This is a genomic window from Streptomyces axinellae (assembly GCF_039532135.1).
GTDB lineage: Bacteria > Actinomycetota > Actinomycetes > Streptomycetales > Streptomycetaceae > Streptomyces > Streptomyces axinellae.
Genome location: NZ_BAAARJ010000008.1, coordinates 244,390 through 265,112, shown reverse-complemented (window position 1 = coordinate 265,112; position 20,723 = coordinate 244,390). Strand labels below are relative to the sequence as shown.

The window sequence follows — 20,723 nt, the reverse complement described above, 5'->3', positions numbered from 1 at the left end:
CGGACGGCGGCGGTGGGCCCTCCGGCTGCTCTGCCGCTCGCCGCGAACCCGCCGGACGGCGCTCGGTCGGCGCGGCCTCATGGGCCTGCTACGGGGTGTGCCGGTGGCGCCGGGGTCAGGTAGCGGTCGCGCAGTTCGCGCTTCAGGACTTTGCCCGTGCCGGACAGCGGCAGTTCGCCGAGGAAGTCGTAGCCGCGTGGCACCTTGTAGCCCGCCAGCCTGCCGCGCAGGTGGCCGTCGAGTTCGGCGGCTGTGGGAAGCGGTCCGGGGGCCGGTACCACCACGGCGTGCACCCGTTCGCCGTACCGGTCATCAGGGACTCCGATCACGGCGCAGGAGGCCACGGAGGAATGCTCGTGCAGGGCGTCCTCCACCTCCGCGGACCAGACGTTCTCACCGCCGGTGATGATCATGTCCTTGATCCGGTCGACCACGTACAGGTAGCCCTCGGGGTCCAGGAAGCCCGCGTCGCCCGTGCGCATCCAGCCGCCCCGCACCGCCTCGGCGCTCTGCTCGGGCCTCCCCCAATACCCCCGCATGACATGCCCGCCCCGGCAGTTGATCTCCCCGACCTGTCCGGGAGGGGCCTCCTCGCCGTCCGGGGTGACCACGCGGACCTCGGCGTGCGCCGCGGCCCGGCCGGCCGAGTAACGGTGCGGGCCGCGGTGTTCGGCGGGACCGAGCAGGGTGGCCGCGGGCGACAGCTCCGTCATGCCGTACGCCTGCACCAGTTCGACATGCGGGAGCAGGCGCGCGACCCGGTCCAGCAACTCCTTTGGCATGGGCGAGGCCGCGTACACCAGCCGCCGCAGGCCGGCGAGGGCTCCAGGGTCGAAGTCCGGGTGATCGAGCAGCAGCCGCAGCATGGTCGGCACCAGGAACAAATCGGTGACACCGTGCGCGGGCAGCGCGGCGAGCAGCGCGGGCGGGTCGAAGCCCGGAAGGGTCACCTGGGTGTTGCCCGCCACCGACTGCATCACCCAGTGCGCGAGGTCGCCGAGATGGAACATCGGCGCGGTGTGCAGGAAGCAGCCGCCGGGGGTGGCGAGGAACCCCGACGCCAGGCAGCCCAGCGCGGAGGTGAGCAGGTTCGTGTGGCTGAGCATGACGCCCTTGGGCGCACCCGTGGTGCCGCCGGTGTAGAACAACGCGGCCAGCGCGTCTCGCTCGCGGCGCGCGTCCGGCGCCGGGGCGCTCGCGGCGATCAGCTCCTCGTAATCCGTGCAGCCCTCCGGAGTCGTACCCTCGCCCGCGTACACCACCTGCCTGATACCCGGGCAGCTGTCGAGCAGCGCCGTCACCGAACCGGCGAACGCGTCGTCCACGATGAGCACCCGGGCGTCACAGTCGTTCAGGGCGAGCGCCACCTCCGGTTCGGTCCAGCGGGTGTTGACCGGGGCGAGCACCGCGTCCGCCCACGGCACGGCCATGAGGTGTTCCAGGTAGCGGTCGGAGTTCAACGCGTACATGGCGACCCGGTCGCCGGCGGCGACCCCGAGCGAACGCAGCCCGGCCGCCAGCCGGGCCACGCGGTCGGTGTGGGTGGCGAAATCGCGCTCGCGGTCGCCGTGGACGGTCGCGATCCGGTCCGGGTACTGCTGGAGGGCCCGGTGCAGTGGCTGGGTCAGGTACATCGAGGCCCCTTATCGGTGGGGTGCGCAGAACACAGGAGCGGGCAGCGGGAACTCCGCCGCGGTGGCGCCGCATTCGAGCGCCCACAGCGCGGCCTCGGGGCCCCGCTCGCGGGCGTACCGGCGGATACGTTCCGGATCGGGTGCCAGGGCCGCGAGGTCCGCGACACCGCTCGCGAACGCGTCGGTGTCCGGGCCGGGCGTCGGCGTGCCGTCGTACGGGCGGGTGCGCTCCGCCATGGACCGCACCGTGGCGGTGTCGAACCGGCCGGTGAGTCCGAGCGCCGCGTAGGCCCGCTCCCCGACCACAGCGCCCATGAGCGAGGAGGTCTCAGGGCCCGGCGTGAGAGCTTCCCGGCGGCCGACGGCTCGCCGTCGCCGGGGTGGCACACCGGAGGCGGCCCAGCGGGCGGCCCACTGGGCGACGACGCCGGCGGCGTTGCGGTCGGCCGGGTTGTGCAGCCGCATCATGTCCCACTTGTTGGCCATGGCCACCACGACGAGGTCGAGGTCCGGGTAGACCCGCGCGTCCCACCAGTACCCCCACGGGTAGGCGGCGGAGTGGCCCCACCACCACAGCCGGCCGTCCCGCCCCGGATCGCTCATCTCCAGACCTGTCCCCGCGAACGTGTCCGGGGTGACCGGGCTGGAGCGGGTGACCCGCGGGCGCAGCATCGCCGCCAGGCCCGCCGGAGAGACCACGCCCTCCGCGCCCTTGGCGGTCCGCAGCAGCGACTGGAACAGCCGGGCGTAGTCGAGGGGGGAGGTCACCAGGCCGGCGCCCGGGTAGGTCGCCGAGTGGTAGACGGGCGAGGGCACGCACCATGGCCCGAATCCCATGTACCCGGTGGCGTGGCCGGGGGACTCCACCAGTTCGTCCCACCGGGAGGGCTCTCCGGAACCGGTGGGCAGGGCGGAGGAGTCCATGTCCAGCGCCTTGAGGATCGAACGGTCCACATAGGACGAGTAGTTCTCGCCCGTCACCTGCTCGATGGCACAGCCCACCACGGACATGCCGAAGCTGGAGTAGGCGAACCGGCCCGGCGGTCCGTACAGGGGGCACACTCCGCCGTACTCCGGAGTGGTCCCGGCCTCATGACGCAGCGCCACGTACTCGGTGATCGGGCGGGGCCGGGTCAGCTCGGCGTCGATGATGTCGGTGCGGTAACCACCGGTGTGCGCGGTGAGCATGCCCGCTGTGACCGGCTGCTCCGCTTCCGGGTTGGCGGGCCGGGCATCGGGCGGCAGGAACGGTGCGATCGGGCCGTCCACCTCGATGGCACCCGCTTCGGCGAGGCGGGTGAGCGACAGCCCGACCAGCGGTTTGCTCAGTGAACCGGCGGTCGCGGACGAGGTGCCCGTCATCGGCACCCCGCCGGCCAGGTCGGCGTACCCCGCGCCCATCCCCCGCAGTTCGGTGCTGGTGGCGAGTGCGACCGCCACGCCGGGGGTGGTCGTGCCGAGCAGGATCTCCGGCAGGATCTCTTCCAGCGCGTCGGCCAGGTCGTGGAACATACACACCTCCGGGCGGTCAGGACGCGCGGGTGGCGTCGATGTGGGTCATGACGTCGGCGAGTGAGGTGCACGCCGGGTCGGTGATCGCGGTCAGCGCGGCGGCCAGGCCACGCCCGACGCGGTCCACCTGGCCGCTGTCGAACCGGCCGTTGTCGAACATCAGCCGCACCGCGGGCTGGGGACCGTCCTCGACGATCAGCGTCAGCGGGTAGTTGTTGGAGTCGGCGACCCGCAGCGCTCCGGGCCGTCCGCCGCCGCGCAAGGCCGCCCGGACCTCGTCCGCGACCGGATAGTTCTCGAACACCACGACCGTGCTGAACAGCGGTGTACGCCTGCTGACTTCGGCACAGCGCGCGACGGTCGTCAGCGGGGTGTGCTCCGAGGGCATGCGGCCACGCGCTTCCTGGATGTCGCGGAGCCAGCTGTCCAGCGCAGAGGCGGATCCGATGCGTACACGCAGGGGCAGCGTGTTGATGAACATGCCGATCATCTGCTCGATACCGGCCAGTCCCGAGCGGCCGGAGACGGTGGCGCCGAAGACCACGTCGTCCGTGCGGGCGTGGCAGGCGAGCACCAGCCCCCAGGCGGCCTGGAAGACGGTGTTGCGGGTGAGCCGAGCGGCTCGGACGAAGGCGTCCAGCCGTTCCCCGAGCCCCTCCGGCAGTCCGACGTCATGCAGCTCGTGCTCACCGGGCCGGCCGGTCTCCCGGCCCGGCGGCAGCGGAGTGGGCCGGGTGAATCCGGCCAGGTAACGGGTCCAGAACTCCTGGTCCGGTGCGCGGTCCCGGGCGGCCAGCCAGGCGAGATGGTCACGGAACGGCCTGCGGGCCGGGCGTCGCGCCGGAGCGTCGTCGCGGATGGCACGGTACAGCGCCAGCACGTCATCGACGAGGATCGCACTGCTCCACCCGTCGATCACCAGGTGGTGGGCCTCCATCAGCACGCGCCACCCGTCGGCGCCCTCGTCGATCAGGGTGACCCGGACCAGGGGGCCCTGTTCCAGGTCGAACCCCCGGCCGGACGTGAGGAGTTCATCGAGCGCCCGGTCCCGTTCCGCTGCCGGTCGCGCGGACCAGTCCAGCCGGGCGACCGGGAACCGCACCCGGTCGAGGACCACCTGGAGCGGCCGGTCCACCAGCCGCCACATGACCCGGGTCCGCAGCACCGGCACCCGGCTCGCCGCTTCTTGCCACGCCTGGGCGAAAGCGTCCGGGTCCAGATCGCCCGCCTGCCAGGAGAGGCGGGTGGTGTAGAGCCGGGCGTCATCGGCCTGCAGCGTGTGGAAGAGGATGCCCTCCTGCACCGGGGAGAGCGGGCAGATGTCCTCGACGCCCCGGCACGGGCCCAACTGGCGCGCCAGTTCGGCGGTGGACAGTCCGGCGAGGGGAAAGTCCGCGCCGATGCGGAAGCCGGTGTCCGGACGGGTGGCGGCCTCGGCGATCTCCGAGAGGGCCGTGACGACTCCGGCGGCGACCGCCTCCATGCTCGTCGCCTCGAACGCCCCGGTGTCGTAGGACACCGCGACCCGCAACCGGCCATCGGCCACCCGCGCGACGACCTCGACCGGGTAGGGGCGGGGCCGGCTGCCCGCGCCGAGGGCGCGCACTGGGTCGCCGACGGGGGTGAACCGGCCGTGCGCGCAGGTGGTGTCGTCCGTACGGCCCAGGTAGTTCAGCTGTACCTCGGCGCGGGCGAGCCCGGCCGGAGGACCCCCGGCGCCCGGGTGGGAGAGCAGGCCGTAGCCGATGCCCCGGCCGGGTACCGCCGCGACCGTCTCCCGCACCGCGGCCAGGCAGCCCACCACGTCGTCGGGGTCGGCGACCCGTACGGCGACCGGATGCACGGAGGTGAACCAGCCGACGGTGCGCGTCAGATCGGCATCGGGGAACAGCGGTTCCCTGCCGTGACCCTCCACGTCCACGAGCACGTCCGGCGAGCCGGTCCAGCGGCGCAGCGCCATCGCGAGTGCCGCCAGTACGGTGTCCTTCGCCTCGGCCCGGAAGGCGGCGGGCACCTCGGTGAGCAGGGCGCGGGTGTCCTCCTCGGAGAGCGCGGCCTCGACGATCGCCATGGCCTCGCGCGTCCCCCCGGCCCCCGGCTCGCCGCGATCGCGCGGGAGCGGTCGCGACACCCCGGGCAGGAGCGCCCGCCACCTCTCCGCCTCCCGCGTGAGCTCCGGGCCGCAGGCCCGCTCGTGCAGCCGGTTCGCCCATGTCCGGAAGGATGTGGTCTTCGCAGGCAGGTCACCGCCCTGGCAAAGGGTGCCGAGGTCCTCCAGCAGCACCCGCCAGGACACCACGTCCACGCACAGATGGTGCACGGCCAGCACCAGGGTCCGGCCCGTCAGCGCGGCGCGCAGGACCACGCCGTCACCGAGGGCGAAGCCCTCGACCGCGTGGCGCAAGGCAGCCTCGACTCCGGCGTCCGGCGCCAGGTGCTCGATGCGGCGGCAGGGCTTGTGCGGGCGGATCTCCTGCACCCAGCCGCCGGAATTCCGGGTGAACGCGGCACGTAGCTGGTCGTGGTGCGCGACAAGTGTGTCGAGCGCGATATCGACGGTGTCCGGCTCAAGGTCCGGCGCCAGTTCGAGCACCGTGTACTGGGTGAGGTGGTCGCGCTCCGGGTCGCCGTCCGCGAAGAAGGCGCGCTGGATCGGTGTCAGCGGGCTGCGGCCGGTGATCTCCTCCTGCTCCGCGACCGGTGCGGGCCCGGCCTCGGACAAGTTCGCCTCGGCGGCCAGGTCGGCCAGGATCTGGTGCTGGAACAGCTGGTTGGGCGTGATCCGGTAGCCCGCCTCGCCGGCGCGCGTGGCCACTTCGATGGCCCGCAGCGAGTCTCCGCCGAGGGCGAAGAAGTTCTCGTCGGCGCCGACCTCGGTGAGCCCGAGCACAGCGCACCAGATGTCGGCGAACAGCCGCTCCTCCCGGGTGCGTGGCCGCACCAGCGCGTCCCGCGCGGTGACGGCGGGCTCGGGCAGCGCCCGCTGGTCCACCTTGCCGTTGCGGTTGAGCGGCAGCGCGTCGAGCCGCACGATCATGCTGGGCACCATGTACTCGGGCACTCGTTCGCTCAGGTGCGCGCGCAGCCGGGCGGTCACGGACTCCTCCGCGGCCACGACATAGGCCACGAGCCGTTTGTCCCCGGAGGGGCCGCTACGGGCGACGACGACCGCCTCGCGCACCTCGGGGTGGGCTGTGAGGTGCCCCTCCACCTCCCCGGGTTCGATCCGGAAGCCGCGGATCTTCACCTGGTGGTCGGCGCGGCCGACGAACTCCAGGTTGCCGTCGCCGATCCAGCGCACCAGGTCGCCGGTGCGGTACATCCGGCTGCCGGGCCGGCCGAACGGGTCGGGCAGGAACCGCTCGGCGGTCGGTCCGGGCTTGCCGTGGTAGCCACGGGCCACCCCCGTGCCCGCCAGATACAACTCGCCGGTCACGCCCTGCGGCACCGGGGCGCCGTGCCGGTCGAGGACGTATGTGCGCGTGTTCCACGCCGCGCGGCCGAGCGGGACGCGGGTGATTCCCGGCTCCAGCCGCCAGAAGTTCGTCTGCCCCGACACCTCGGCCGGGCCGTACTGGTTGTGCAGCTCCGCCCATGGCAGCACCTCGTGGAACCGGTCCACCAGGCCCGGCGTTATCGCCTCGCCGCCACAGTGCACCTGCCGCAACGAGGTGCACTGCGCGACCCGGGGCGTGCCCAGGAACTCCCGCAGCATCACGGGCACGAAGTGGATCAGCGTCACCTGCTCGTCCTGGACGAGCCTGGCCAGGTAGTCCGGGTCGCGCTGGCCGCCGGGACGGGCGACGACGACGGTGGCGCCCGCGGTCAGCGGCCAGATCACCTCCCACATGGAAGCGTCGAAGGTGAAGGGCGCCTTCTGGAGCAGCCGGTCGCCGGGGCCGAGGCCGTACTCGGCGGTGTCGCACGCGATGAGGTTCGCCGCGCCCCGGTGCGGGGTGAGAACGCACTTGGGCTCACCCGTGGAGCCGGAGGTGTAGACGGCGTGCGCGATGTTGTCGGGGGTCACGCCGGTGACCGGTGCGGTGGTGGGAAGGTCCGCCAGCACTGTCAGTTCCGGATCCAGCTCGACGACGGGGACGACGTCGCGCGGCAGGCCGGAATGTCCCGCGCGCTGGGTGACCACGGCCAGGGCCCCGGTGTCGGCCAGCAGATGACGCAGCCGCGACTCGGGCTGCTCCGGGTCGAGAACGACGACGACGGAGCCGGCCTTCATCACCCCCACGAGGGCGACTACGGCCTCCACGGACCGTTCGGCACAGACCGCGACGATGCGTTCGGGCCCGGCACCGAGTTCGCGCAACCGGTGCGCCAGGGCGTTGGCGCGGGCATCGAGCCGGCCGTACGTCAGCTCACGGTCCGCGTCGCGCACGGCGATCTGTGCCGGCCTGCGGCGGGCCTGTCCGGCGATCAGGTCGTGCAGGCAGGACTGGTCGGCGTCGGGCCGCGCGGTGTCGTTCCACTCTTCCAGCACCCGTATCCGCTCCCGCCCGCTGAGCAGCGGCAGTTCGGAGACCGGGGTGTCGGGTGCGGCGACCGCGGCCTGGATGAAGGTGCGGAAGCTGTCCCCGAAGCGCTCGATGGTTTCCGCGTCGTAGAGGTCGGCCGAGTACTCCAGCCGCGCCACCAGCCCGTCCGGCCCTTCGGCCAGCCCCATGGCGAGGTCGAAGTGGTTGGTGCCGGTGCCGGTGGGGAACGCCGTCACCTCGACGTCCGGCAGGGTCGGCGCGACCTCGCCCACGCCACCCTCGACCTGGGCCAGCAGCAGGTCCGCCGACTGGCCGTTCCGCTCGGTGACCTGGAAGCTGATCTGATGCAGCGGGTGGACACTGAGCTGACGCACCGGCTGTAGTCGTTCGACCAGAGCGTCGAACGGCAGCCTCTGGTGGTCGAAGGCGTCCAGCGCCGTACGCCGGACCCGGCCGATCAGTTCGCGGAAGGTGGGGTCGCCCGACAGGTCGGTGCGGAGGTTGACGCTGTTGATGAAGAACCCGATCAAGGGCTCCAGCTCGGCGAGGTCGCGCCCGGCCACCGGCGAGCCGACGACCACGTCGTCCTCCCCGGTGTAGCGGGCCAGGAGCGCGTCCAGCACCGCGAGCAGCACCATGAACAGCGTGGCCTGCTCCGCCGCCGCCACCTCCCGCAGCGCCGCGGTGGCCTCGCCGGGCACCGTGAACAGGTGCTCCGCGCCCTTGTACGTGGGCACGACCGGGCGGGGCCGGTCCCGCGGCAGGGTGACGATCTGCGGCGCGCCGCGCATGGTCGCGACCCAGTGCTCCAGGTCCGCCGCGAAGCGCTCGCGGGTGGCCGCGGAGCGCTGCCACGCGGCGAAGTCGGCGTACTGCACCCGGAGTTCGGGGAGGTCCCAGGGACGCCCCGTGAGGTGGGCCTCGTACACGGTGCGAAGTTCGCGGAAGAGGATGTCCAGGGACCAGCTGTCCACGGCGATGTGATGGATGCTCAGCAGCAGCACGTGGTCGTCCGGGGCCATGACGAGCAGGGTCACGCGCAGCAGCGGTCCGCGTTCGAGGTCGAAGGGCCGCGCCGCCTCCTCGCGGGCCAGTCCCCGCGCCTCCGCCTCGGCCTCGGGGTGCCCGGTCAGATCGACCAGGGCGACCGGGACGGGTGCCGGTTCGTCGATCACCTGCACGGGTTCGGTGCCGTGCGCGGTGAACCTGGTGCGTAGCGCCTCGTGCCGCGTGACCACTTCGGTGAACGCGGCCCGCAGCGCGGGCACAGCGAGCGGTCCGCGTATCCGGTAGGCCAACGGGGCGGTGTAGACGGGGCTCTCCCCGATCAGCCGGTCCAGCACCCACAGCCGCTGCTGGGCGAAGGAGAGGGGGAGCGGTTGATCGCGGGAGGCCCGCCCGATCGTGTCCCGCGCGAGGCCGTCGCGACGCAGGAGCAGACCGAGGAGTTCCCGGCGGCGCGCCGCCGATTGATTTCCTGCCGTCATGTGTGCATCGTCGTGGAGCCGTGCGGCGCCCGGGGGGCACCCGGTTGACGCGCCGCCAGGTGGAATTCTCCTGTTCGGCCCGGGCCGCCGGGCCGGCCTATGGGCACGCTACGGAGCAGCGCTGCCGGGCCGGACGGCGCGCGGAGATTCCGTAGTCGACTCGCGGCCGCCGCAGCGGCATGCGGCCCACCTGCGAGTTCGCCCGGACATGGCGCCGGGCCCGTGTCGTCTTCCCGGCAGGTGTGCCCTCCAGCATGGGCGTGAAGCCCAGCCGGAGGAAGTATGACGACCGAAGTCACCTCAGCGTCGATCACTGGCGAGGTCCTGCCCGCCGACCGTTTCCAGCTGCACCAGAGCGAGGGCATACCCGACATCGAGCGGGTACTGGATGTCCTGAACGGCAGACTGGCCGCCTACCGGGTACGGCACTTCGTGCCCGCGGCCGAGTGCGCCACCCTCACACAGAACTTCTGGGATTCCCCGCACCGCACCCCTCGTCACGGGGAGGGCGCCGACGGCGTCGAGGCTTACATCCTCGGCGCGTCGCACATCGACCTGTCCACCCGGGACTACTTGGACGTCGCGGAGACCACGCGGGACGCTGTGGGTGCGCTGTACGCCGGCGCGACCGATCCGATCGCGCGGCTGCGGAGTTCGCTGGCGGAGCGGATCGGCGTGGTGCGCCCCGCCGGACACGACGGCCGGAAAGCCGGCTCGTCCAAGGCGGTGTGCTGGAACAACGACTCCCGTGAGTTCCTGCTGCTGCCCCACGACGATCTCGCACAGCTCGGCGACCCCATGCAGGCGGGCTTCGAGATCCAGCGCATCCGGCGGGTGATGGCGGTCAACGTCTACCCGCACGTCCCCGGTGGGCGCGGACAGCTGCGGCTGTGGAACATCGCGCCCGACGACCGGACCCGCGCGCGTCTCGGCGTCAGCCACAGCGGGTATCCGTACCCTCCTGAGCTGCTGACGGACCATCCCTCGCTGACCGTCCCGGTGGCGACGGGCGACCTGTGCGTGATCAACGGCAATCTGGTGCACGCCGTGCTCGGCGGCGGCTCGGCGGCCGAGCACGGCAGGCTCCTGCTGACCTGCTTCACCGGCCTGGCCGGTGACGAACTCCTCTGGTGGACCTGACCCGGGACGCGATACCGACGCGGGACCGCGTGCGGAGGCCGGCCGGGGCCTGGCCGGCCTCTACGCCTCCTTCGCGGTCATCCGCTCGCGCAAGCTCCTGGGCCGCATGTCCGTCCACACCGTGTCGATGTGGTCCAGACACTCCTGTTTGGTCCCGGCACATCCGGTCTCCCGCCAGCCCGCCGGGGTCTCCCGGTGCGCAGGCCAGATCGAGTACTGCTCCTCATCGTTGATCACGACGCTGTAGCGGATCTCGTTCTCGTCGCCGGTGCTGGTCTCCGTGCTCATGTCGCTCCCTCTCCCATCTGTGCTCTCACCGCGTCCCGGAATTCGCCGAACAACGGGGTCTCCCACACCTGCACCATGTCCACCTCGACGCCCAGTTCGCGCCGCAGGTAGGACACGATCCGGGTCACCATGATCGAGTCACCGCCGAGTTCGAAGAAGTCGTCGTCCTCGGTGAGCGCCGGCACGTCGAGCACCGCACGCCAGGAGCCGGCTATCACCTCCGAGGCGTCGGCGGGGGCAGCGGTCATCTCGTCGGGGCCTGCTTGGTCAGACATAGTTGCTCTCCGTCCGCAGCCGGGCTGCGCCCTCGAATCGCCGCGCGTCCAGGGGGCTGATGTCCACGAACGGCTCCCTGTTCACAACCAGATCGCGCACGATCTCTCCGGCCGCCGGCCCCTGCATGAAGCCGTGCCCGGAGAACCCGGTGGTGTAGAGGAAGCGGCCGACGTCGGGGGATTCTCCGATCAGGGCGTTGTGGTCCGGGGTGACTTCGTACAGGCCCGCCCACCCGCCGGTGATACCGGTGCCGAGCAGGCCGGGCACCCGCGTGGCCATCTTCTGCGCGAGCTTGGAGAGCCATTCGTCCGTGCGGTTCAGCCGGAAGCCCGGCGGCTCGTCCGGGTCGGACATGCCGAACATCAGGCCCCTGCCCTCCCGGCGGAAGTAGAAGGCCGAGGCGAAGTCGAGTGTCATCGGCATCCGCACGTGCGGAGCGATCGGCTCGGTGAACGCCAGTTGCCTGCGATACGGGGTGACCGGCAGCCGCACGCCCGCCATCTCCCCCACCGCGGACGACCAGGCGCCCGCCGCGCACACGACCGTCGATGTCCCGATCCGGCCCCCGGTGGTGTGCACGGCGCGGATCTCCCCACCGTGGGTGTCGATCCCGAGCACCTCGCAACCGGTCAGGAGCGTGGCGCCATGGCGTCTGGCGCCGACGGCGTACCCGAGAACGGCCGACTCCGGTGTGCAGTACCCGTCTTCGGGCGAGAACGCCGCGGCCAGCAGTCCGTCCGTCTCGATCAGCGGAGACAGGCGCTTGGCCTCGTCCGGTCCCACCATCGTGCTCGGCACGCCCAGTTCGTTCTGGAGGGCGACGCCCGCCTCGAAGGACGCCACGTCCTCCGGACGCGAGAGCAGGAACAGGTAGCCCGCGGTGTGCAGGTCGATGTTCTGCCCCGGCTGCCTGCCGAAGCGGCGGTAGGCGGCCAGGCTGCGGGCGCTGAGCCGGATGTTGAGCGCGTCGGAGAACTGTGCGCGCACCCCGCCGGCGGCTTTGCACGTGGAGCCGGACCCCAGCTCGTCCCGCTCGACCAGGACCACATCGCGCACGCCCGCCTCGGCGAGGTGGAACGCGACGCTCGTGCCCATGATCCCGCCACCGATGATCACCACCTCGGCAGAGGATGGAACGTCCATTCCAGACTCCCTCACGTCGCTCCGCACAGGCCGGTCCTCATCGTCGCCGGGTGGCCTGACACCTCTCGGCCGTCCCGGGTGCCGCCCCCGCGGGACAGAGGCCGAGACCAGACGGCCGCCCGGTGGGACGCCATCGGGTTCGGTACGGGAACCGGTGTGCTTCCGCGCCCGGGGAGCGGCCCGGCGCCCTCCGCCGTGGGACTCCCGTATCGCCCCTGCCGGAGCGGCCCTGAGCAGAGGCGATCGCCCGCCCGGGACATCGGCGGCTGCCACCTCGGTGCGCACGCCCCCGGACACCATGACCTCTCGTGGCAGGCGCAAGAGCAACAGCGAGCGTGACCATCGGTCGCGCCTTCAACGGTCCTCCGCACTCAGCCCACGGTGGGTACGCGTGCGCGGTCTTCGCCCGCGCTTCCGGTCTGGAGCCGCCGGTGGCTGTAACGCTGCTCGCCGCACCGCCGCTGGAGACCCCGATGGCGGTCGCGGCCGTCGGCAAGCGTGTCTCCGTCCGAGCGGGTGACACTCTGGTCGCCACCGTTTCCCCGGCGGACCGGTCGCCGGGGGCGATTCCTCCGGTCGGTCTCACCACCGCACAGATCGCGACCCGTGCTTTCCCCGGCCGCACCGGGCACCCGTTCCCGAACTGCTTCGCCTGTGGCCCCAACCGCACGGACGGACTGCATCTGGCTCCTGGGCCCGTACCCGGCCGGCCGCACACCGTGGCCTCCCCCTGGACCCCGCGCACCGACGACCCGGACATGTTGTGGTGCGTGCTCGACTGTCCCGGTGGCTGGGTCGAGGGGCGTCCGGCCCCGTTGGTGCTCAGCAGGCTCTCGATCGTCATCCCCGGCCGGGTGGAGCCGGGCACGCCCCACGTGGTGGTCGCCGAGCGGCTCGGCGTGCACGGCCGCACGGTGAGCGTCGGCAGTTCGGTCCACACCCCGTCCGGTCAGCTGATCGCCACCGCCGCCGCGGTATGGACGGCGGCCCCCGACGGGCTGCGGTACAGCGGCTGAGCGGCCCGGCCGGCGAAGCAGGAGAACCCAGAGGAGGACTGCATGCACCACGCGAGCACCATCACCGCCGCGTTCGCCCGTCAAGTGGCGGCCCGGCCCGACGCCGTGGCGGTCAGCGCGCCCGACGGCACCCTCTCGTACGCCGAACTGGACGCGCGCGCCGGCCTCCTGGCCGGGCGGCTGCGTGGGCTCGGCGTGGTACCGGAGGCCCGCGTCGCCGTGGACCTGCCGCGATCGGTCCACCTGGTGGTGACGCTGCTGGCCGTGCTCAAGGCGGGCGGCTGCTACCTCGCCCTGGACCCGCAGCAGCCCGAGGAGCGCCGCGCGCTGGTGCTCAAGGACGCGGGGGTCCAGCTCGTGGTGACACCCGAGCTGCTGGCGGCCACGGCCGAGGCCCCGGGTACGGCGCCGCTGCCGGAGTCCGTGCCCGAGAGCACGGCGTATGTCGCCTACACCTCCGGCTCGACCGGCACCCCGAAAGGCGTGTGCGTCCCGCACCGGGCGGTGGCGCGGCTCGTACTGGAACAGGAGCTGCTGCCGATACGGCCCGACGACGTCTTCCTGCTCCTGGCGCCCATGGCCTTCGACGCCTCCACACTGGAGCTGTGGGGCCCGCTGCTCAACGGCGCCCGCCTGGTCGTCGCGCCACCGGAGGACCTGTCCTCGGCCGACATCGAGGAACTGGTCCACCGGGAGGGGGTCACCACACTGTGGCTGACCGCCGGTCTGTTCCACTCGGTGGTGGCCGCTCACCGGCTGCGGGGCATGCGCGGGCTCCGGCACCTGATCGCCGGCGGCGACGTGCTCTCCACCGCCCACGTGGACCGAGCGCTGCGCGAACTGCCGGACACCCGGCTGGTCAACGGGTACGGCCCCACGGAGAACACCACGTTCACGGCCTGCCACGTGCTCACCGGGCCGGTCGGCGAGGGCCGGGTGCCCATCGGGGTGCCGGTCACCGGTACCACCGTGCATCTGCTCGACGACCAGCTGCGGCCGGTGCCCGAGGGCCGGGCCGGCGAGCTGTACACGGGCGGGGCCGGTCTCGCGCACGGATACCAGTGCGACCCGGCGCTGACCGCGGCGCGCTTCCTCCCCGACCCGTTCACCCCCGCTCCGGGCGGCGGGCGGCTCTACCGCACCGGCGATGTGGCCCGTCGCCGTCCCGACGGGGCACTGGAATTCCTCGGCCGCACCGACGCGCAGCTCAAGGTCCGCGGCTTCAGGGTCGAGCCGAACGAGATCGAAGCGGCCCTGTGCACCCACCCGGAGATCGACGACGCCGCGGTGGTCGCCCAGCGGTCGCACGGCGAACGGATCCTCGCCGCCTTCTACGTGACCGAGCGCACGCTCACCACGGCCGAACTCCGCGCCCACCTGGCCGCGCTCGTGCCGCGCTACATGATCCCCGCGGTCTACCTGCGCCTCGACGAACTGCCGCTGAAGGGCAGCGGCAAGGTCGACCGGGCCCGGCTCGCCGCGACGACCATGCCCGGCCGCCCGGAGCTGAGCACCGACTACCGCGCCCCGGGCGGCGAGCACGAGAGGTGGCTCGCCGAACTGTGGGCCGACCTGTTGCAGATCGACGAAGTGGGCGTGGACGACGACTTCTTCGAGCTGGGCGGGCATTCGCTGATGGCCACCCGGATCACCGTCGAGATCGACGAGCGCTACGGACGCGCGGTGGCCCCGGTCGCCTTCTACGAACACCCGACCATCGCGGAACTGGCCGGGATGCTCACCGCCGGGGAGGAGAACCAGTGAGGATCACCGCTGCGTGCCACGGCCCCGAGTGCGACCTGGGCGCGGTCGATCTGTCGGACCACGACTTCTACGCCACCGGCGACCCGCACCCCGTCTGGGCTCATATGCGCCGCCACGCTCCCGTCCACCTCAGCACGCTGCCGGACGGGCGCTCCTTCTGGTCGGTCACCCGCTACCACGACGTCGATGCCGTACTGCGGGACCACACCAGGTTCACCTCCAGCAAGGGCACGCTGTTGTCCGTACTGGGCGGCACCGACCCCGCGGGCAACAAGATGATGGCCGCCAGCGATCCGCCGGTGCACACCGCGCTGCGCAAGCCGATGTCCAAGGTGCTCTCCCACCGCGCGCTGCAACCGCACAACCCGCAGGTGCGCCGCGTGGTGCACCGCATGCTCGCACCGCTGCTCGACGGCGGGGTGTGGGACATCGCCGAGGCGGGTGCACGCTTTCCGATGGCGTTCACCGGCACGCTGATGGGCCTCCCGGAAGAGGACTGGGAGCAGTTGGCCCGGCTGACCACGGCAGCCATCGCCCCGCAGGACGCCGGCTACCGGCGTTCCGAGGGGCACGGCACCCTGGCCGCGGCCCACCACGAGTTGTTCGCGTACTTCTCCGGCCAGGTGCGCAGGCGCCGCCGCGACCCGGGCGACAACCTGGTGGGGTTCCTGGTCGGGATGGAGGCGGACGGGCGCGCGCTGCGTCACGACGAACTCGTCTACAACTGTTACAGCCTGCTGCTCGGCGCGAACGTGACCACACCGCACGCCGTCGCCGCGACCGTCCTGGCGCTCATCGAGAACCCCCGCGAGTGGGACCGCTGGCGGGCCGGCTTGTCGCTGACCTCCACCGCCGTCGAAGAGGGGCTGCGCTGGTCCTCCCCGGCCAACCACTTCATGCGCCACGCCACCCGCGACATGGTGCTGCGCGGACAGCCCATCCAGGAGGGTGACGCGGTGGTGGCCTGGCTGGGCTCGGCCAACCGCGACGAGGAGGTCTTCGCCGACCCGTACCGGTTCGACATCGCCCGCAGCCCCAACCGGCATGTGGCCTTCGGCTTCGGGCCGCACTACTGCGTGGGCGCACCTTTGGCGAGGATCGCGCTGGGCGCGCTGTTCCGCGTGCTCGTCCCCGCCGTGGAGCGGTTCACGCTCGCCGGCCCGGTGGAGCACCTGGCGTCCAACTTCGCGGCCGGCATCAAGAGCCTGCCGCTGACCGCACGACTGTCACCGGAGGCGGCCCGCGCCATCGGGGCGGCGGTGGCCGAGGACGGGCCGGTGATCGTGTGAGGCGCCCGCGCGACAAGACCTTCCTGCGGCCCCCGCGCGACGACTGCCCGGCCCGGCTGTTCTGCTTCCCCTATTCCGGGCTCGGCGCCTCGATGTTCAACCGGTGGCCCCACCGGATCACGGACGGCGGCTCGGACATCGAGGTGTGCCTGCTGCAACCGCCCGGCCGGGAGAACCGCCTGCGCGAACCGCATTTCGGCACCTACGAGGAGCTGGCCGAACAGCTCCTCGGCAGTCTGGAGCCCTATCTGGACCGCCCGTACGGCTTCTTCGGCCACTGCGGGGGCGCGCTGGCCGCGTTCGCCACCGCGGCGGCGATCGCCGGGAGCCGGCTCCCCGCTCCGGCATGTGTCTTCATCTCCTCCCAGGTCGCGCCGCACCTGGGGCCGTACGGCCGCTACCTGTCGATGACCGACCGGCAGCTGACCGTGGAACTCGCACGCCAGACCCGCGCCATGGGGGGCGAGCCGCACCCGGACGTCCTGGCGATGAGTCTGCGGGTGATGCGTGCCGACCTCGCGGCCAACCAGCTGTACCGCCTCGACGAGCCGGTCGTCCTGCCCGGCGGCGTGCGGTCGATCGGCTGGCGGTACGACGTGGAGATCCGCCCGCGGCAGATGGCCGGCTGGGCCACCTACGCCGCACCAGGACAGTTCCGGCACGTCGAACTACCCGGGACCCACCACGCGTTCCTCACCGCGCCCGAGGTGCTGCGGTGGGAGCTGGCGGAAGGTTTGTCCCGCACTACCGAAAGGCAGATCCGATGACCGAGCCCCACGACACCGTTCCGGCCGGGCCCGTGTGCTCGTACACCGAGTGGGACCCCCTGGAGGAGGTCATCGTCGGGATCGTCGACGACGCGAGCTTCCCGCCGTGGCACGAGGCGCTGCCCCCGGTGCTGCCGCAGGACATGCACGCGACGTTCCGCCGCCACGCGGGCCGGCCGTTCCCGGCCGAGCGGGTCGAGGCCGCGCGCCGGGAGCTGGAGGAGTTCGCGCACATCCTCGAAGCGGAGGGCGTGGCCGTGCGGCGGCCGGAGCCGATTGCGCAGCGCACGACCTACAGCACGCTGCACTGGTCCAGCAGTGGCATGTACGCCGCGATGCCGCGCGACGCGCTGCTGGTGGTCGGCGACGACATCATCGAGTGCCCGATGGCCTGGCGCTCCCGCTACTACGAATCGCTGGCCTACCGGCCGCTGCTCAAGGAGTATTTCCGGGGCGGCGCCAGGTGGAGCGCCGGTCCGAGGCCCGAGCTGACGGACGAGCAGTTCGACCAGGAGTGGACCGACGGCCCCGGCCCGGACGGCTCCCCCCGCCTGGTCGTCACCGAGTTCGAGCCGACCTTCGACGCCGCGGACTTCACCCGGTGCGGGCGCGACATCATCGCGCAGAAGAGCAATGTGACCAATGATTTCGGCATCGAGTGGCTGCGGCGCCACCTCGGTGACGAATACCGCGTCCACGTGTTCGAGTTCAGCGACACGCACCCCATGCACATCGACGCGACCCTGGTACCGATGGCCCCGGGGAAGCTGCTCATCAACCCGGAGCGGGTGCCGAAGGTGCCGGACCTCTTCAAGGACTGGGACGTCATGGCCGCCCCTCAGCCGGTCATTCCCGACGCCCACCCGCTGTACATGACCAGCAAGTGGATCAACATGAACATCCTGATGCTGGACGAGGACCGGGTGATCGTGGAGCGTCAGGACGAGCCGATGATCCAGACGCTCAAGAACTTCGGCTTCACCCCGGTCCTGTGCAACTTCCGGAACTTCAACAGCTTCGGCGGCTCGTTCCACTGCGCGACGCTCGACGTGCGCCGCCGCGGTTCGCTGCGCTCGTATATCTGAGGAGTCACCGTGCGGATCTGGAAGCACACGCCCAAGGACGCGTTACTGCTCGGCTACAGCCTGGCGCAGCCGGCACTGACGGTCTGGGTGGCGACACGGTGGGACTCGTCCCCGGCGTGGGCCGGGGTGGGCGGCGGGGTACTCGTCGCGGTGATGACCGCTTACAACATCATCGTGGTCTCCCATCTGTTCACCCACGTCCCGTGGTTCGCGTCCGCCCGGCTGAACGCGGTGGGGTCGCTGCTGAACTCCGCCAACATCGGGCAGTCCGTGCAGGCGTACCACCTGACACATGTGCGCAACCACCATCGCTTCAACAACGACCCGGTCGGCGAGGACGGCACCACCCGTGACACGTCCTCGACCTACCGCGACGGCCGGGACGGTGAACACGCCCCGCTGGGGCGCTACATCGTCCTCGGTGCGCTGGACACCCTCGCGGACCGGGTCCGGGAAGTGCTGATGGTGCGCCGGCTGTGGCGGGTCGGGCCGGGCGAACGGAAACTGCTCTCGCTCGCGCACAAACGGGAGCCGAGACGCACCCACGAACTCCGTCAGGTCCAGGCCGACCGTGCCGCGCACTGCCTGGCACTCGCCGGACTCGTATGGATCTCCTGGCAGTGGACGCTGCTGGTCTACCTGCCGGCCTTCTTCGTCGCGCTGGTCCTCGTCAACATCCAGAACTACTTCCGGCATTACGGTGCCGACCCCTCGGACCGGCTTGCCGACTCGGTCAGTTACTACGGCACCTTCTACAACCTCATCGCGTTCAACGACGGTTACCACCAGGAACATCACCTCAGTCCGGCCAGCCACTGGTCGCAGCTGCCGGACGTGCGCGAACGGCGCCTCGACGGCGTGGGCTCCCGGCCCCGGATCATCAGTCCGGTGCCCGCCATGCTGGGCTTCCTGCACCGCCGCCGCCCGCTGCTGCACCGCCGCGAGGCCGGGAGCACCCGGTGACCGCCCCCGTCCACCAGCAGGTCGCGGCGTGCGCGGCTGCCCGGCCCGACGCCCCCGCGATCGTGAGCGCCTCCGGAACGCTGAGCTACCGGGAGCTGGACGAGCGCGCCAATCAGCTCGCACATCAGCTGACCGGCCTCGGCGTGGAGCCGGAGTCGCGGGTCGCCGTCCACCTGCGCCGGTCCGCGGAGTCGGTCATCGCGCAGCTCGCCGTGCTCAAGGCGGGCGGGGCCTACCTCCCGGTGGACCCGGCCCAGCCGTCCGCCCGGATCGAGCATGTGGTGGCGGACGCGGCCCCGGCGGTCCTGATCACTCAGGGGCGGGGGGCGGTGCCGGCCCCGGCCGCAGCGGCGCACCTGGACCTGACCCGCGAAGCGGCGGCCGTCGCGGCCCGGCCGGTGCGCGTACCGGACGTGCCGGTGCTGCCGGACAACCTGGCCTACGTCATCCACACATCGGGCTCGACCGGGACTCCCAAAGGCGTCATGGTCCCGCACTCCGGTCTGGCCAACCTTGTCGCCTGGCACGTGCGCCGCTACGGGCTCGGGCCGGGTGAGCACACCGCGCACGTCGCGGCACTCGGCTTCGACGCCTCGGTGTGGGAGGTGTGGCCCACACTCGCCTCGGGCGCCGTGCTGCACCTGCCGGGCGAGGAGGACCGGTCGCGGCCCGAGCGGCTGCTCGCGTGGCTGACGGCCGAAGGGATCACCGTGACGTTCCTGCCCACTCCACTGGCGCAGGAAGTGCTACGGCTGCCCACCCCGTCCCCGCGGCTGCGCACCCTGCTGACCGGAGGGGACGCGCTCACCACCACCCCGCCTCCCGGCCTGCCGTATGCGCTGGTCAACCACTACGGACCGACCGAAGCCTGCGTCGTGACCACGGCGGCCACGGTACCGCCAGGCGCACCCGGCGTGCCTCCCATCGGCCATCCGATCGCGGGGGTGCGCGTTCAGCTGCTCGACGAGGACGCGCGGCCGGTCGCCGACGGGGCACGCGGCGAACTGTACGTCGGCGGGGCCGGGCTCGCCCGGGGCTACCTGAACCGTCCCGGGCTGACAGCCGAGCGGTTCCTGCCCGACCCGTCGGGTCCGCCGGGCAGCCGCGTCTATCGCACGGGTGACGTGGCCGCCAGGCTGCCGGAGGGCGCCCTGTGCTTCCACGGCCGGTCCGACGACCAGGTGCAGGTTCGTGGCTTCCGCGTCGAGCCCGCCGAGGTAGCGGCGGTGCTCTCGGAGCACCCCGCGGTGACGCGGGCCGCGGTCATCGCCCGGTCCGGCCGCCTGCTCGGGTACGTGGTGCCGCGCCCCGGGGAGGGCCCAGGGCTGGCGGAGGCGGTACGGGGGCATGCCGCGGCCCGGCTGCCTGAGCACATGGTGCCCGCGCTCGTCGTCGTACTCGATGACATACCACTGACCGTCAACGGCAAGATCGACCGCGACGCCCTCCCCGACCCGCTGCCGCCGGAGGCGGTCGTCGGCCCCAGGGACGCGCTGGAGGAGCTGATCGCCGACACCTGGTACGACGTACTGGAGCTGCCCGACCGCCCGGCGCACATCCACGACGACTTCTACGCCCTGGGCGGCCACTCCCTCCTGGCAAGCCGGCTGACCGTCCGCCTGAACGACCTGTTCGGCGTGGACCTGCCTCTTCAGACCACGTTCGGCGCCGCCACGATCGCCGCCCTGGCCGGGGAGGTGCGTGCGCTGGAGCCCGCCCCCGGACACCTGGCCGATGTCACGGCCCGGCATCGCCATGTGGCGGCCATGTCGGACGAGGAGGTCGAGAAACTCCTCGCCGAACTGGGCGATGGCTGAGAGCGGCGGCCGGCCCCCTACGCGCGGATGCCCCGCCGTCCTGGCGGGGCATCCG

The 20,723-nt window shown here is 72.1% G+C and carries 14 protein-coding genes; 8 read left to right on the top strand and 6 right to left on the bottom strand.

Annotated elements, in window-relative coordinates; translation table 11 throughout:
- Positions 1-77: 77 nt before the first annotated feature.
- Genes ABD339_RS14645 through ABD339_RS14635 form a run of 3 tightly spaced genes read right to left on the bottom strand, consistent with a single transcriptional unit; the run spans position 78 to position 9,120 of the window.
- Positions 78-1,634, bottom strand: a complete 1,557-nt coding sequence (locus ABD339_RS14645; protein WP_344566045.1) for a long-chain-fatty-acid--CoA ligase — start codon at positions 1,632-1,634, stop codon at positions 78-80.
- A gap of 9 nt (positions 1,635-1,643) precedes the next feature.
- Complete coding sequence (locus ABD339_RS14640) at positions 1,644-3,146, bottom strand: serine hydrolase domain-containing protein (RefSeq protein WP_344566043.1); 1,503 nt, start codon at positions 3,144-3,146, stop codon at positions 1,644-1,646.
- 16 nt (positions 3,147-3,162) lie between these two features.
- The gene (locus tag ABD339_RS14635) at positions 3,163-9,120 is read right to left on the bottom strand and encodes an amino acid adenylation domain-containing protein (protein ID WP_344566041.1); all 5,958 of its coding nucleotides are present in this window, start codon (positions 9,118-9,120) and stop codon (positions 3,163-3,165) included.
- A gap of 282 nt (positions 9,121-9,402) precedes the next feature.
- On the opposite strand from ABD339_RS14635, the gene ABD339_RS14630 reads away from it, so the two are divergent.
- Positions 9,403-10,260 (top strand): hypothetical protein, encoded by an 858-nt coding sequence (locus ABD339_RS14630; protein WP_344566039.1) that lies wholly within the window; start codon positions 9,403-9,405, stop codon positions 10,258-10,260.
- Positions 10,261-10,320: 60 nt separating this feature from the next.
- On the opposite strand, the gene ABD339_RS14625 is transcribed toward ABD339_RS14630, so the two are convergent.
- The 3 genes from ABD339_RS14625 to ABD339_RS14615 are packed head-to-tail and all read right to left on the bottom strand — an operon-like array spanning position 10,321 to position 11,967.
- Positions 10,321-10,548: an MbtH family protein gene (locus tag ABD339_RS14625; RefSeq protein WP_344566037.1), complete on the bottom strand. Its 228-nt coding sequence runs from the start codon at positions 10,546-10,548 to the stop codon at positions 10,321-10,323.
- Positions 10,545-10,823: a phosphopantetheine-binding protein gene (locus ABD339_RS14620; protein WP_344566036.1), complete on the bottom strand. Its 279-nt coding sequence runs from the start codon at positions 10,821-10,823 to the stop codon at positions 10,545-10,547. Before ABD339_RS14620 ends, ABD339_RS14625 begins: the two co-directional genes overlap by 4 nt.
- Complete coding sequence (locus ABD339_RS14615; RefSeq protein ID WP_344566035.1) at positions 10,816-11,967, bottom strand: NAD(P)/FAD-dependent oxidoreductase; 1,152 nt, start codon at positions 11,965-11,967, stop codon at positions 10,816-10,818. Before ABD339_RS14615 ends, ABD339_RS14620 begins: the two co-directional genes overlap by 8 nt.
- A gap of 431 nt (positions 11,968-12,398) precedes the next feature.
- On the opposite strand from ABD339_RS14615, the gene ABD339_RS14610 reads away from it, so the two are divergent.
- The 7 genes from ABD339_RS14610 to ABD339_RS14580 are packed head-to-tail and all read left to right on the top strand — an operon-like array spanning position 12,399 to position 20,668.
- Complete coding sequence (locus tag ABD339_RS14610; RefSeq protein WP_344566033.1) at positions 12,399-12,983, top strand: hypothetical protein; 585 nt, start codon at positions 12,399-12,401, stop codon at positions 12,981-12,983.
- A 42-nt stretch (positions 12,984-13,025) separates the two neighbouring features.
- Positions 13,026-14,747 carry a non-ribosomal peptide synthetase gene (locus ABD339_RS14605; protein ID WP_344566032.1) on the top strand — a complete coding sequence of 574 codons (1,722 nt, stop codon included), beginning with the start codon at positions 13,026-13,028 and terminating at the stop codon, positions 14,745-14,747.
- A complete protein-coding gene (locus ABD339_RS14600) occupies positions 14,744-16,036 on the top strand; it encodes a cytochrome P450 (protein WP_344566031.1) in 1,293 nt (430 codons plus the stop codon). The genes ABD339_RS14605 and ABD339_RS14600 overlap by 4 nt, the downstream gene beginning before the upstream one ends.
- The gene (locus tag ABD339_RS14595) at positions 16,033-16,803 is read left to right on the top strand and encodes a thioesterase II family protein (protein WP_344566030.1); all 771 of its coding nucleotides are present in this window, start codon (positions 16,033-16,035) and stop codon (positions 16,801-16,803) included. Before ABD339_RS14600 ends, ABD339_RS14595 begins: the two co-directional genes overlap by 4 nt.
- Positions 16,800-17,888, top strand: coding sequence for an amidinotransferase (locus ABD339_RS14590; RefSeq protein WP_344566029.1), 1,089 nt, complete (start codon positions 16,800-16,802; stop codon positions 17,886-17,888). The genes ABD339_RS14595 and ABD339_RS14590 overlap by 4 nt, the downstream gene beginning before the upstream one ends.
- 9 nt (positions 17,889-17,897) lie before the next feature.
- Positions 17,898-18,851: a fatty acid desaturase family protein gene (locus tag ABD339_RS14585; protein WP_344566027.1), complete on the top strand. Its 954-nt coding sequence runs from the start codon at positions 17,898-17,900 to the stop codon at positions 18,849-18,851.
- On the top strand, positions 18,848-20,668 hold the full coding sequence (locus ABD339_RS14580) for a non-ribosomal peptide synthetase (protein ID WP_344566025.1): 1,821 nt from the start codon (positions 18,848-18,850) through the stop codon (positions 20,666-20,668). The genes ABD339_RS14585 and ABD339_RS14580 overlap by 4 nt, the downstream gene beginning before the upstream one ends.
- Positions 20,669-20,723 lie beyond the last annotated feature (55 nt).